The organism is Xanthomonas sp. 10-10 (assembly GCF_040182365.1).
GTDB classification, from domain to species: domain Bacteria; phylum Pseudomonadota; class Gammaproteobacteria; order Xanthomonadales; family Xanthomonadaceae; genus Xanthomonas; species Xanthomonas arboricola_F.
The window spans coordinates 2,082,146-2,095,857 of record NZ_CP144460.1 but is presented as its reverse complement, the minus strand read 5'-3'; the positions used below and the strand labels follow the sequence as shown (position 1 = coordinate 2,095,857).

The 13,712-nt window shown below is 66.2% G+C and carries 11 protein-coding genes; 9 read left to right on the top strand and 2 right to left on the bottom strand.

What is annotated here, in order from left to right; all coding sequences use genetic code 11:
* Window positions 1-105 precede the first annotated feature (105 nt).
* From VZ068_RS08935 to VZ068_RS08925, 3 genes are all read left to right on the top strand, one after another.
* Window positions 106-381, top strand: coding sequence for a polyhydroxyalkanoic acid system family protein (locus VZ068_RS08935; RefSeq protein ID WP_005991192.1), 276 nt, complete (start codon window positions 106-108; stop codon window positions 379-381).
* 162 nt (window positions 382-543) lie between these two features.
* Entirely contained in the window at window positions 544-1,077 is a 534-nt protein-coding gene (locus VZ068_RS08930) for a phasin family protein (RefSeq protein WP_046965565.1), read from the top strand.
* Window positions 1,078-1,554: 477 nt separating this feature from the next.
* Window positions 1,555-2,565 carry a restriction endonuclease gene (locus VZ068_RS08925; RefSeq protein ID WP_349657444.1) on the top strand — a complete coding sequence of 337 codons (1,011 nt, stop codon included), beginning with the start codon at window positions 1,555-1,557 and terminating at the stop codon, window positions 2,563-2,565.
* 485 nt (window positions 2,566-3,050) lie between these two features.
* Here VZ068_RS08925 and hutC read toward each other — a convergent pair whose 3' ends face one another.
* Window positions 3,051-3,788, bottom strand: coding sequence for a histidine utilization repressor (gene hutC / locus VZ068_RS08920; protein WP_349657443.1), 738 nt, complete (start codon window positions 3,786-3,788; stop codon window positions 3,051-3,053).
* Between the two features lie 42 nt (window positions 3,789-3,830).
* Window positions 3,831-5,201 carry a formimidoylglutamate deiminase gene (locus VZ068_RS08915; RefSeq protein WP_349657442.1) on the bottom strand — a complete coding sequence of 457 codons (1,371 nt, stop codon included), beginning with the start codon at window positions 5,199-5,201 and terminating at the stop codon, window positions 3,831-3,833.
* A 60-nt stretch (window positions 5,202-5,261) separates the two neighbouring features.
* On the opposite strand from VZ068_RS08915, the gene hutI reads away from it, so the two are divergent.
* From hutI to VZ068_RS08885, 6 genes are all read left to right on the top strand, one after another.
* Window positions 5,262-6,467 carry an imidazolonepropionase gene (gene hutI / locus VZ068_RS08910; protein WP_349657441.1) on the top strand — a complete coding sequence of 402 codons (1,206 nt, stop codon included), beginning with the start codon at window positions 5,262-5,264 and terminating at the stop codon, window positions 6,465-6,467.
* 17 nt (window positions 6,468-6,484) lie between these two features.
* Window positions 6,485-8,026, top strand: a complete 1,542-nt coding sequence (gene hutH, locus VZ068_RS08905; protein WP_349657440.1) for a histidine ammonia-lyase — start codon at window positions 6,485-6,487, stop codon at window positions 8,024-8,026.
* A gap of 166 nt (window positions 8,027-8,192) precedes the next feature.
* Entirely contained in the window at window positions 8,193-9,050 is an 858-nt protein-coding gene (gene hutG, locus VZ068_RS08900) for an N-formylglutamate deformylase (RefSeq protein WP_349657439.1), read from the top strand.
* A 16-nt stretch (window positions 9,051-9,066) separates the two neighbouring features.
* Window positions 9,067-10,734, top strand: a complete 1,668-nt coding sequence (hutU, locus tag VZ068_RS08895; protein ID WP_349657438.1) for a urocanate hydratase — start codon at window positions 9,067-9,069, stop codon at window positions 10,732-10,734.
* 469 nt (window positions 10,735-11,203) lie between these two features.
* Window positions 11,204-12,328, top strand: a complete 1,125-nt coding sequence (locus tag VZ068_RS08890) for an acyltransferase (RefSeq protein WP_349657437.1) — start codon at window positions 11,204-11,206, stop codon at window positions 12,326-12,328.
* Window positions 12,329-12,562: 234 nt separating this feature from the next.
* Window positions 12,563-13,657, top strand: a complete 1,095-nt coding sequence (locus VZ068_RS08885) for an acyltransferase (protein WP_349657436.1) — start codon at window positions 12,563-12,565, stop codon at window positions 13,655-13,657.
* Window positions 13,658-13,712 lie beyond the last annotated feature (55 nt).

The following is a 13,712-nucleotide window of genomic DNA, read 5'->3' as shown; positions in this document are numbered from 1 at the left end:
TCGCTTTGCACGCCTCGGTGCGGCCCTGCAACGTGCGTCCACACTTGGAGCCAGCCGCGCGCATGCGCACAATGCGCGACTACTTTCGTCTTACCCAGGCAGCTCATGTCCAGCATCGATATCCGCCACGACCATTCCCTGCCGCCGGCACAGGCCCGCGCGGCGATCGACGAGGCGGCGCGCAAACTGACCGATCGCTACGGCGTCGCCTCGCATTGGGAAGGCGACACCTTGCGCATCTCCCGCGCCGGCGTGGACGGGGCGATCGCGCTACTGCCGCAGCAGGTGCATGTCACCGCCGAACTCGGCTTCCTGCTATCGGCCATGCAGCCGATGGTGGAATCGGAAATACGTCGCCTGCTCTCGGAAAAGCTCGCCTGAGCGAGCGCTGTCGTCACAGCTGCTTCAGCGCCAAGTCACCCGCCCCGCACGCGATGGGCGGATGCTTGAGCCGGGCCGGGTCGGGCACCGCTTCACCTGCCCGATGCAGGGCCGGCACTAGGGTGAACGTAACGTCACTTCGGCAATCGACAGGAGCATCGCATGACGACCGGATACGATCAGAACGGCAACCGTGACACCACGGCGTCGGGCTTCCAGGCCCAGGCAGAGCAGATTTCGCGGCGGCTTGGCGAGTCGGCGCAGACCGTATGGCTGGCCGGACTCGGCGCACTGGGCCGCGTGCAGAGCGAAGGCGGCAAGTTGTTCGACTCGCTGGTGCGCGAAGGCGCCGCCTACGAACGCAGCGGCCAGCGCAAGGCCGCCGACAGCGTGGACGAGCTGCGCGAGGAAGTGGAGACCCAGTTCGAGCAGGCCCGTGATACCGCAGTGCGCGGCTGGGACAAGCTGGGCAAGGCCTTCGACGAGCGCGTCAAGGGGGTGCTGCGCACGCTCAATATCCCCGAGCAGGAAGAACTGGAAAACCTGCGTCGCGAGGTCGAATCGTTGAAGGCGCAGGTGCGGGCCAACACCGCCGCAACCAAGCGGGCCAATCGCACCGCCAACCAGGCCGCACAGGCTGCGAGCAGCGACGCGGGCTCGTCGACCGGCAATCCGGCGGCGTTCGACGGGGAATAAGCGTTACCGCCGCTGGTGATGGCGAAATCTTACGGGCCCCGGCGGCGGGTAGAAGTGGCAGTCCGATCTGCCTGTGGGTTGCCCGTGCAACTCTTTGGGGTCGGACCTTCTGTGGGCTATCGGCACTACTGAGCCTTCCGTCAGGTATCGATAGGCTGGACGCCATTACGCAGGGTGGCGTTGCAAGCCGTGCTGGCGTCGCCAAGGTGCGCCACGCTTGCGCATCTGCGGCCGGGCAGCAGCCATACACATGCGCGATGTTGCAAGGCAGCATTATTTTTCGGACAATCGGGAAGGACCCGCCAGTCCTGCAACACGAAGTCCGTTTGCTCCCCTCCCCTCACGGCTTCGGACTGGCGGGTCTTTCGCTGCCTGGGTCACGGCTCGTGACATCCCTGCCTGCGATGCATTGACGAAACCTGCGCGAAGGATTCTTCTAGGCGTACCGATTCGTTATACGCGCCATACCCTCGCTTGATGCTCATGCCTTCCTGGATCTTGGCGCTGTTGGCCGCACTGCTGCTCTGGCTGGCGGTGTCTGTCTACTTCTGGCTGGTGCGACGTCGCGCCAACGAAACCGATGCGGGCATCCGCGCGCTGGCGGCGATGCACTGGCGCGATTTTTCCGCCGTGGTGCTGCGGGTCCTGCAGGACCAGCGCGGCTGGCAGCCGGTCCAGCTGCCGCAGGACGGCCTGCCCACGGCCGACTTCATGATGCAGACCGATCACGGCACCCGCCTGGTGGCCTGCAAGCATGGCCGCGGCTATCGCATCGGCGTGGCTGCTGTGAACGAGCTGGGCGCGATGGCGCGGCTGGCCGGTGCCGGCGGCGGCGTGATGGTGACCGAGGGCCGCATGGAGCGCGAAGGCCTGGCCGCTGCGGAAAAACAGTCCATCGAAGTGCTGGACGGCACGCGGCTATGGCCACTGCTCAAGCCTTATCTGCCGGGCGATGTGGAGACCGGCGTGGTCAACATGGCGCGGCGACGGGCGATCCGCCACAGCATCATCGCCGGTGCCGCACTGGCCACGCTGGCGCTGGTAGCGGTGCTGGCGCTGCGCCCCCCTGAGCCTGCTCCGGCACCGGCGCAGACGGTGGCCGCTGCGCGTGCATCGGCGGATGCGGCACCGCGCACGCCACCGGCGGCCACTTCGCCGGTGAACGCTCCGCAGGCTGCGCCCGGTGCAGCGTCGACAACGGCCGCCCCCCTGCCGCCGGCAACGGCGGCAGAGCCGGACGACGCAACGCTGCAAGGCTATCGCCGCGAGGTGTCCAGGACGCTGGCGCAAACGCCGGGCCTGGTGCGCGGCATCTGGATCACCCAGGCAACGCTGGCGGTGGATCGCACCGTGGAAGACAGCGCGGCCTGGCCATTGATCTGCCAGCAGCTCGAACGCTATCCCTATCTGCGCACGGTCCGCGTACAGCTCAATCCCCGCCCCGGTGTGGACGAGCCGGTGCGCTGGCGGCAATGCACCACGATCTGACCGGGTGTGCCCTACAGATTGCGCCGCGCCATCGAGCACCGGCGGTTCTGATATGGACGCGATTGATCGAGACGGCAGTTGCATGCACAAGCAGCTGCAAGTCCAGAAAGGAGTGGCGCAAATGCGCCGGCTGACTACCTGCGGACGTCGAGGTCGCGATCCTTACGTCACCCGATCCAGCCAAGACAGCACGAGAAGGCATGAGACGGCAGTCGTGCGCACGATCGTCTGCACACCGGCGCTGCCCTGCCGCAGATGGACCGGCTGGCTGCCTGCAGTCGGGAGTCACGCCCCTCTGTCAGCCAAATGTCGGGATACATGGATTGGCCGACCGACGCCTCGAAAGGATTGCGCGTTCGATTTGCGGCGTGATTGCAGCTGCTGACCCGCTCAGGCAGCGCTGCCTGCGACACGTCGATGTCGATCACGCCGACATCGTCCACAGCACCGTTACCGATGCCACCCACCCATTCCAGCACCGCCCCTCAACGCATGCCGGGCGCAAATCGCGCCACCAGATCGTATGAGCCGCCCAGAAACATTTGCCGCACGTAGGTCACCGGCTGATCGCCGCGCCAGGTGTGGCGGTCGATCACCAGGCATGCAGCACCCTCGTTGACCTGCAGGCACCTGGCTTGTACGGCGTCGACGCTGACCGCACTGATGCGATGCTCGGCGCGCGTCCACGGCACGTTGCGCAATAGCCAGCTCCCGGGCGCCACATCGGTGAACGTCTGCCCTAATGCGTCTGGCACGGTGGTCACATCGATCACGCGCTGCTCCAGCGCAAACGGGCTGCCGTCGGCCAGATGCACGCTATCGAGCGCCAACAGCTTGCCGGTGCTGCCCAACGCGCGCTCCTGAGGCACGCGCTGACGCACGTTGCGCAGCCGGCGCGACAACAGCGAAAACGCATACAGGTGACCGCGCGTGGTCATTTCCACTTCGATATCCGGGATCGAGAGCGCCACCTGCTCCAGATGCGGATGCGGCCGGGCCACGAACGACCCGGTGCGGCGGCGGCGCTCGATCATGCCCGCATCGGCGAGCAGGCCGAGCACCTTGTTGACGGTCATGCGCGAGCAGCCGTACTGCGTCATCAACTCGTGTTCGGGCGGGATGCGATGGCCCGGCGGCCAGTCGCCGCTATGAATGCGTTGCTCCAGATCCTGCCGGATGCGTTGATGCAAGGTGCCGGGTGCGGCGATGGGGGTGGCGGTCAAAGCTGCAGTCTCCGGTCAGACCTGCATTGTGCCCGCATCGTCTCAATTGCCCAGCACTGTGCGCAACACGCCGGCAAAACGCGTGGCAATGCGCGCGCGATCCACATGCCGACCATCGCGCACCACCTGGCGCCCGCCGCGCCAGACGTGACGCACGGCAGTGGCGCGTGCGGCGAACAGCCAGCTGTCCAGCAAGGCGTCGTCGCTGCGGGCGAGCAAGGACGGATGGGCAGTGTCCAGCTCCACCAGATCGGCCGCAGCGCCGGACTGGATTCCGTGCCGTGCCACGCCCAGCGCCTGCGCTGCACCGTCGCCCGCCTGGTCGTACAACCAGCGCCCGCTGGAGACGTCGGCAGGCGCGAGCACATTGCGCGCCTGCCGGTGCAGTCGTTGGCCGTATTCGAGCAGGCGCAGTTCTTCGGCCGCATCGATCAACACGTTCGAATCCGAGCCCACGCCAAAGCGCCCACCGGCGGCGGCGAATGCCTGCATCGGGAACAAGCCGTCGCCCAGATTGGCCTCGGTGATCGGGCACAGCCCGACCACCGCGCCACGTTCGGCGATCGCCCGCAGCTCGCTGGCATCCACATGCGTGGCGTGCACCAGACACCAGCGCGCCGCCACCGGTGCGTTGCCCAGCAACCATTGCACCGGACGTTGACCCGACCACGCCAGGCAGGCGTCGACTTCGCGCTGCTGCTCGGCGATATGGATGTGGATCGGGCCATCGGTGAGCGGCACCAGCGCCTGCAGTTGCTGCGGCGTGACCGCACGCAAACTGTGCGGTGCCAGCCCGAGCACGGCATCGGGCAATGCCTTGAGGCTGAGCCTGCAGTGCTCGAGCAGGCGCGCGAACCCATCGATGTCATGGATCAGGCGCTGTTGCGCCGCGCTCGGTGCAGCCCCGCCGAAATCCGAATGCGCATAGAACACCGGCAGCAGGGTCAGCCCGATCCCGGTGCTGACGGCCGCAGCGGCGATGCGCTCGGACATCTCGCCGGCATGCGCGTAGGGCGCACCGCCGACAGCATGGTGCAGATAATGGAATTCGCCGACGCGGGTGAAGCCGCTTTCCAGCATCTCGACATAGGCCTGCTCGGCGATCGCCTGCAGGCTGTCCGGATCCAGCCGGTCGACGAAGCGGTACATCAACTCGCGCCAGCTCCAGAAGCTGTCGCCGCTGCGCCCCCCCACTTCGGTCAGGCCGGCCATGCCGCGCTGGAACGCATGGCTGTGCAGGTTGCCCAGGCCTGGTACCAGCATCTCTGCGCGGGTATCGGTGGCGGCCGCGGCCACCTCGGTCTGTACCGTGGCGATGCGCCCCTGCTCCAGGGTGATCCGGACACTGCCCGCCCAGCCACTGGGCAACAGGGCCCGCGCTGCCCACAACGCCTGTACCGGTTGATCTGCCACTGGACACCCTCGATTGACGATCTTATTGTATATACATATCAGACACCACGAGCCTGCGCCATGCATTGCGACGCCCTCTGGCACAACGCGCAGCTGATGACCCTGGACGCCGCCGATGCTGGCCTGGGCATCGTGGACGATGGCGTGATCGCCTGCCGGGACGGCCGCATCGTGTATGCCGGCACGGCGGCACAGGCGCCCGCGCTTGAAGCAGACAGCACGCACGATTGCCAGCGGCGCTGGATCAGCCCGGGCCTGATCGATTGCCATACCCACCTGGTCTATGCCGGCAATCGCGCCAACGAGTTTGAACAACGCCTGCGCGGCGCCAGCTATGCGCAGATCGCCGCGGCCGGTGGCGGCATCGTGGCCACCGTGCGCGCCACCCGCGCCGCAGACGATGCCGCATTGCTCGCCGCCAGCCTGCCGCGCCTGGATGCCATGCTCGCCGAGGGCGTGACCACGCTGGAAATCAAATCCGGCTACGGGCTCACGCTCGAGGACGAAACCAAGCAACTGCGCGTGGCGCGCCAACTTGCCACGCTGCGTCGGGTCGAAGTCGTGCCGACTTTTTTAGGCGCGCATGCGGTGCCGCCGGGCAGCGATGCGCAGCAGTACATCAATGCGGTGTGCACGCAGATGATTCCGGCCATTGCTGCGCAGGGGCTTGCCGAGGCGGTCGACGTGTTCTGCGAGCACCTGGCGTTTTCGCCGGCGCAGGCCGAACAGGTTTTTATCGCCGCGCAGGCCCAGGGCTTGCGCGTCAAGATCCATGCCGAGCAACTGAGCAACCAGCACGGCGCAGCCCTGGCGGCGCGCCATGGCGCGTTGTCGGCCGACCACATCGAATACCTGGACCAGCCCGGCATCGATGCGATGGCCGCTGCCGGTACCGTGGCGGTCCTGCTGCCCGGCGCGTTCTATTTCACCCGCGATACCCAGCTGCCGCCGATCGATGCGCTGCGTGCGGCCGGGGTGCCGCTGGCGTTGGCCACCGACTGCAATCCGGGCACCTCGCCGCTGACCAGCCCGTTGCTGGCGATGAACATGGCGGCCACGTTGTTCCGCATGACGGTGGACGAATGCATCGCCGGTTTCACCCGTGAAGCTGCGCGTGCGCTCGGCCGCAGCGCCCGGCTTGGCCAGCTGCGCGCCGGCATGGACTGCGACCTGGCGATCTGGGACATCGACGCGCCGGCCGACCTGGTCTACCGCATGGGTTTCAACCCTCTTCATGCCCGCGTCTGGCGCGGGCATTCGACCTGATCGATCGTGGAGTTGTCATGAGTGCTTCTGTTGTCTTGCAACCCGGCCAGGTGACGCTGGCGCAATGGCGCGCGTTGTATCGCGGCGCTGACGTGGCCTTGGATGATGCCTGCGCGGCGGCGGTGCTACGCAGCGCGCAGACCGTGGAGGCCATCGTCGCGCGCGGCGAGCCGGTCTATGGCGTCAACACCGGTTTCGGCAAGCTGGCCAGCGTGCGCATCGAGCGGCAGGACCTGCAGACCTTGCAACGCAATATCGTGTTGTCGCACGCAGCCGGCGTCGGCGATCCCACGCCGGTGCCGGTGGTGCGGCTGATGATGGCGCTCAAGCTCACCAGCCTTGCCCAGGGAGCCTCGGGCGTGCAGCCGGACACGTTGGCATTGCTGGAAGCGATGCTGCGTCAGGGCATCACCCCGGTGGTGCCGTGTCAGGGGTCGGTCGGTGCGTCCGGCGATCTGGCGCCGCTGTCGCATCTGGCGGCGGCGATGATCGGCGTCGGTGAAGCCTTCGTCGGCGGCAAGCGTTTGCCTGCCGCCGACGCGCTTGCGCAGGCGCGGTTGCAGCCCCGCGTGCTCGGCGCCAAGGAGGGCCTGGCGCTGCTCAACGGCACCCAGTTCTCCACCGCCTGTGCATTGGCCGGCCTGTTCGAGATCGAAACCGTGTTGCAGGCCGCGCTGGTGACCGGAGCGCTATCGGTGGAAGCGGCCAAGGGCTCCGATACGCCGTTCGATGCGCGCATCCATGCACTGCGCGGGCAACCGGGGCAGATCGCAACCGCTGCGGCGCTGCGGGCGTTGATGGCCGACTCGGCGATCCGCGAATCGCATCGTCTTGGCGATGTGCGCGTGCAGGACCCGTATTGCCTGCGTTGCCAGCCGCAGGTGATGGGCGCGGCGCTGGACATCATGCGGCAGGCTGCGCGCACGCTGGAAATCGAAGCCAATGGCGTCTCCGATAACCCGTTGGTCTTCAGCGACACCGGCGAGGCCTTGTCTGGCGGCAACTTCCATGCCGAGCCGGTGGCCTTTGCTGCCGACATGCTGGCGATGGCGGTGTGCGAGATCGGCTCGATCAGCGAACGCCGCACCGCAATGCTGGTCGACCCGGCGCTGTCCGGCCTGCCGGCGTTTCTGACCCCGCGCCCGGGCCTGAATTCCGGCTTCATGATCCCGCAGGTGACTGCTGCGGCATTGGTGTCGGAAAACAAGCAGCGCGCGTATCCGGCCAGCGTCGACTCGATCCCGACCTCGGCCAACCAGGAAGATCATGTGTCGATGGCCGCGCATGGCGCGCGACGCCTGCTGGCCATGGCGGAAAATGCCGCGCACGTGATCGGCATCGAGTTGCTGGCGGCGGTGCAAGGTTGCGATTTCCATGCGCCGCTGCGCTCCAGCACTGCACTGGAAGCCGCACGCGCCCTGCTGCGTGCACAGGTGCCCATGCTGCAGGACGATCGCTACTTTCATCCCGACATGCTGGCGGCCAGCGCGCTGGTGCGCTCGGGTGCGTTGGCCGACGCGGCGGCGATCGCGTTGCCGGGCGTGGAGCAGCACGCATGACGCGGCGGGCAACACAGCACTTGCGCAGCGCCATGGCGCCGTGCTGCGCGTTGGGGGCGGACGCGAGATCTGCACGCAACACGGCTGCATTGCGTACTCAACCCGATGACGCTCGCTCTGGCCGGCACGACTTTCTGGTTTCCAAGCATGCAACCGGAGCAAAGCGATGAGCGCCCTGCCCGCCTGGCTGGAGGTGCATCGCGGCGAGGCGCCCTTGCTCATCAGCTTCCCGCATACCGGCACCGAGCTGCCCGAGACGGTAGCCGACCAGTTCGTGTCGCCATGGCTGGCGCGCCGCGACGCCGATTGGTGGGTGCACCAGTTGTACGACTTCGCACAGGCGATGGGTGCCACGACGGTGCGCACGGCCATCTCGCGCTCGGTCATCGACGTCAACCGCGACCCCAGTGGCGCATCGCTGTATCCGGGCCAGAACACCACCGGCCTGTGTCCGCTGACCACCTTTGACAATCAGCCGCTGTATGCCGACGGGCAGGCGCCGGATCAGGCGCAGATCGATCTGCGCCGCACGCAGTGGTTCGACCCGTATCACCTCGCCCTGTCCGACGAAATCGCGCGCCTGCGTCAGCGCCACGCAAACATTGTGGTGTACGACGCGCACTCGATCCGCTCTGTCATCCCGCATCTGTTCGACGGTGAGTTGCCGCAGTTCAACATCGGCAGCAACGACGATCGCAGCTGCGATCCCGCCCTGGCCGACGCCGTCGAACAGCTGTGCCGCAGCAGCGGCTCCAGCACCGTGCGCAACGGACGTTTCAAGGGCGGCTGGATCACCCGTCATTACGCGCAGCCCGAGCACGGCGTGCACACGCTGCAGATGGAGCTGGCCTGCCGCGGCTACATGCGCGAGCCGGACACCATCACCCAGGACAGCTGGCCCACGCCGTGGCAGCCGGTGCACGCCGTCGCGTTGCGCGCAGTGCTGCGACACGTGCTGCTGGCCTGCCTGCAGTTCGCCAATGCGCCCCTCTCCAACACCGCGCCGCACGCGGCCAACCGTTGATTGCAAGGAACCCGGCATGACCCGTCACGATGCAACCCGCGTCATCCGCGCCGCCACCGGCACCACGCTCACCGCCAGGAGCTGGCTCACCGAAGCGCCGCTGCGCATGCTGATGAACAATCTGGACCCGGACGTGGCCGAGCGCCCGCAGGAACTGGTGGTGTATGGCGGCATCGGCCGCGCCGCGCGCGATTGGGAATCCTTCGATGCGATCGTCGCCGCACTCACCCGCCTGGACGAGGACCAGACCTTGCTGGTGCAATCGGGCAAGCCGGTCGGGGTGTTCCGCACCCATGCCGATGCGCCGCGCGTGCTGATCGCCAACTCCAACCTGGTGCCGCGCTGGGCCACCTGGGACCACTTCAACGAACTGGATAAAAAAGGTCTGGCGATGTACGGCCAGATGACCGCCGGCAGCTGGATCTACATCGGCGCGCAAGGCATCGTGCAAGGCACCTACGAAACCTTCGTCGAGATGGGCCGCCAGCACTACGCCGGCAACCTGGCCGGCAAGTGGCTGTTCACCGGCGGCCTCGGCGGCATGGGTGGCGCGCAGCCGCTGGCTGCGGTGATGGCCGGCGCTTCGTGCCTGGCGGTGGAATGCCGCCGTTCCAGCATCGACATGCGCCTGCGCACCGGCTACCTGGATACCTGGACCGACTCGCTGGACGAAGCGCTGCGCCTGATCGAGGAATCGTGCACGGCCAGGAAGCCGCTGTCGGTCGGCCTGCTCGGCAACGTCGCCGACGTGCTCGACGAACTGCTGCTACGCGGAATCAAGCCGGACCTGCTGACCGACCAGACCTCCGCACACGACCCGGTCAACGGCTATCTGCCGCAGGGCTGGAGCGTGGAAGCGTGGGACGCAAAGCGCGTCAGCGCACCCAAGGAAGTAGAAGCCGCCGCGCGCGAGACAATGGCCAACCATATCCGCGCGATGCTCACCTTCCACGCGCTCGGCGTGCCCACTGTGGACTACGGCAACAACCTGCGCCAGATGGCGCTGGAGCAAGGTGTGTCCGACGCGTTCGACTTCCCCAGTTTCGTGCCGGCCTACATTCGCCCGCTGTTCTGTCGTGGCATCGGCCCGTTCCGCTGGGTGGCGCTGAGCGGCGATCCGGAAGATATCGCCAGGACCGATGCCAAGGTCAAGGAATTGATTCCCGACGATGCGCACCTGCACCGCTGGCTGGACATGGCCGCTGAAAAGATCGCCTTCCAGGGGCTGCCCGCGCGCATCTGCTGGGTCGGCCTGGGCGACCGCCACCGGCTCGGCCTGGCCTTCAACGCGATGGTGCGCAGCGGTGAGTTGAAAGCGCCGGTCGTGATCGGCCGCGATCATCTGGATTCGGGCAGCGTCGCCTCGCCGAACCGCGAAACCGAAGCCATGGCCGACGGCTCCGATGCGGTCTCCGACTGGCCATTGCTCAATGCCCTGCTCAATACCGCCAGCGGCGCGACCTGGGTCTCGCTGCACCACGGCGGCGGCGTCGGCATGGGCTTCTCGCAACACGCCGGCATGGTCATCGTCTGTGACGGCAGCGAAGCGGCCGACAAACGCATCGAACGCGTGCTCTGGAACGACCCGGCGACCGGCGTGATGCGCCATGCCGATGCCGGCTATGCCATTGCAACCGATTGCGCGCGCGAGAAGGGCCTGGATCTACCTGCCATCCTGTCCTGATGCTCGCATTCCGCCAATGGGGCGGAAGTGGGTCGCGGCTGCGGACGCGGCAGCACACAGCGGCGTGCGTGCGCCCCTGTCGTAACCGACGGCAGCCGCAGCTTTTAACGATTGCATCGTGCGCAGGGTCACCACTGAACCGCCGCACACAGGCGTTGGTTTACTCCGCTGATGCAGTGCCGCTGATGCAGCGGCTCACTCCGCTGCATCGCGCCGCACACATCAGTTCGCTACGCAGCTGTTGAATGCATCGTTGCGGGCGAGCTGGACGCAGAGTGATCTTGGTCACGACTCTCGATAACGCCAGGCAAAACGATAATGCGCAACCTGCCGATCGAGTAAGCTCGCGGCAAGTCAGACGAACGTGGGGAAGCGTCTGACCGGTACCGATCTTGAAACGCACTCAAACGACATCGCGCCCCCGGCAGGCGCGGGTTTTTCGTATGGATCACACTGAGAGCCCCCACTCATGCAGCAGGAACAGCGCATCGATTCGTTGACCGGTATCCGCGGTCTTGCTGCGTTGCTTGTCGTCTACGCGCATCTGGCGGAAGAAAGATTCTTCACCGATACCCACCTGTTTCCAGGTGAGATGGGCGTCATGGTGTTCTTTACCCTGAGCGGGTTTCTGATGGCCTTTCTCTACGGAGAGAGAGACCCCAATTACCCCTCGGTGGCGCGCTACGCCATTTCCAGATTCTCGCGCATTGCTCCGGCCTACCTGACTGTCGTGCTGGCGTCCTATTTGATCTACAACCTGGTCGATCCGCAGTTCGTCTACGCCATCAGCCACGACAACCTGTTACGCCATCTGTTGTTTTCCGGCAACGTGTCCGCGCTGTGGAGCATTCCGCCGGAGGTCCAGTTCTACGTGATCTTCGTGGGCATCTGGTTTGCGCTGCGTGCCTTCCGCACCAACAGCAATGTCACCCTGATGGTGGCGGTGCTCGGCACCATCCTGATGCTCATCGCCTACAGGGCACAGCTGCCCGGCACCTTTATCGGCTCCAAGATCCATTATTTCCTGGCCGGCGTGGTGTTCGGCCTGGTGCGCACCCGGGTTGGCGCCAGCGTCAACATGACCACCCTGGCGGTGCTGCAGGCCGGCGTCATCGGGCTGGTGCTTGCGGTCATCCTGGGCATTATCGATGTCGATCTAGGCTCCAAGCGCGAGCTTTACCTCACGCTGGAGACCGCTGGCTTCGCCGGCATCTTCGTGTTCCTGTTCTCCTTCGACACCGGGCTGAGCAAGCGCCTGCTCGGCAACCGCTTGATGATGCTCAGCGGCGAATGCAGTTTCTCGATGTATCTGCTGAATATCCCGATCATCTACGCCGCCCTGGCGGTCATGGGCGGCCTGCCCCCAAGGCCGGCGCTGGCCTTGCCGATCATTGCGATCACCATCGCGGCCGCCTGGACGATGTACCGCCTGATCGAAATGCCGGGAAATACCCTGCTGCGCCAGCTGGGGACGTGGCTGTTGCTGCGCCCGCGCAGCGCGCCGGTCGTTGTGCCTGCGGCGGTGGAAGGTGCCGGGCCAGTACTGATCCAGGCGCCACAGGTCGGACAGGGCGTGCAAGTCGAGCGACCGTAAGGCCGCGCCCATCCGGCCGGAGCCAGGCCGATCCACGCAGCGCCATTGCAGCCAGCCACGTGACATCGCAGCACGTCCTGCGAGCGCATGGCCTGGCTCTTTTCCGCAGCCATACTGTCAGGTACGCTTATGTCCGGGACAGGACTCATGGGGACTCCTGGCTTACCGCAGCACGACCTGCGCCGACGATAGGCGCCACCGTGCCTGCCCGCAAATGCATGGAGTGGGACTGCAATGGAGCAGGAAAGACGGATCGACGCGCTGACCGGCATTCGCGGCCTGGCCGCGCTGATGGTGGTTTACGACCATTTGGGCGAACAAGGCTTCTTCGTCGGCAGCGATCTGCATCTGGGCGAACTCGGCGTCATGGTGTTTTTCACCCTGAGCGGTTTCCTGATGGCCTTTTTGTATGGCGACAAGGATCCGAGCAGCCGGGCGATCGGCCGTTATGCCATTTCCAGATTCGCGCGCATTGCGCCGGCGTACCTGGCGATCGTCATCCTCTCTTACATGATCTACACCCTGGTCGACCCCAACTTTGTCTATCCCATCCACAACGGCAACCTGCTGCGGCACCTGCTGTTTTCCGGGAATGTATCGGCGCTCTGGAGCATTCCGCCGGAGGTCCAGTTTTACGCAATCTTCGTCGGGCTGTGGATGTCCCTGCATGCCCTGCGCAGCAAGGGCAATGCTGCCCCGCTGATCGTGGCGCTGGCATTGGTGGTTGTCCTGGTCACTTATCGCGCCCAGTTTCCTGGCACCTTCGTAGGCTCGAAGATCCATTACTTCTGCACCGGCGTCGTGCTGGGCCTGATCCGCAGCCAGGTGCCCGCCACCGCAGGCATGACGGCGCTGGCCTGCGTGCAGGCGGCAGCGATCGTGCTGTGCGTGATGGTCTTCACCGGCGTGATCGATCTCGACCTCGGCACCGCGCGCACGCTCTATCTGGACCTGGAAACCGCCGGATTTACCGGGGTCTTCGTCTTCCTTTTCTCTTTCGACACCCGATTGAGCGCACGCCTTCTGGGGAATCGCCTCATCCGCCTGTGCGGGGACTGCAGTTTCTCGATGTATCTGTTGAATGCGCCGGTCATCTATATCGCCCTGGCGCTGCTCGGCGACCGCGCTCCCCAGCCCGCCCTCGCTCTGCCGGTGCTGCTGGCGATCGTGGCCGCGTCCTGGTTGATGTACGGATGGCTCGAAATGCCGGCCAATACCCTGCTGCGTCGCCTCGGCCTGCGTTTGCTGCGCCAGCCTGCAACCGCGCTGGGTGTACATGCGCCGGCCATGGCGGCAACGCCCGTGCCGGCGGGCGACCCGGTGCGCTGAGCCGGTCGTCCGCTCGTGCCGTTGGCGCTGCGGCTGCTGAGTGCCCTCTCGCAGT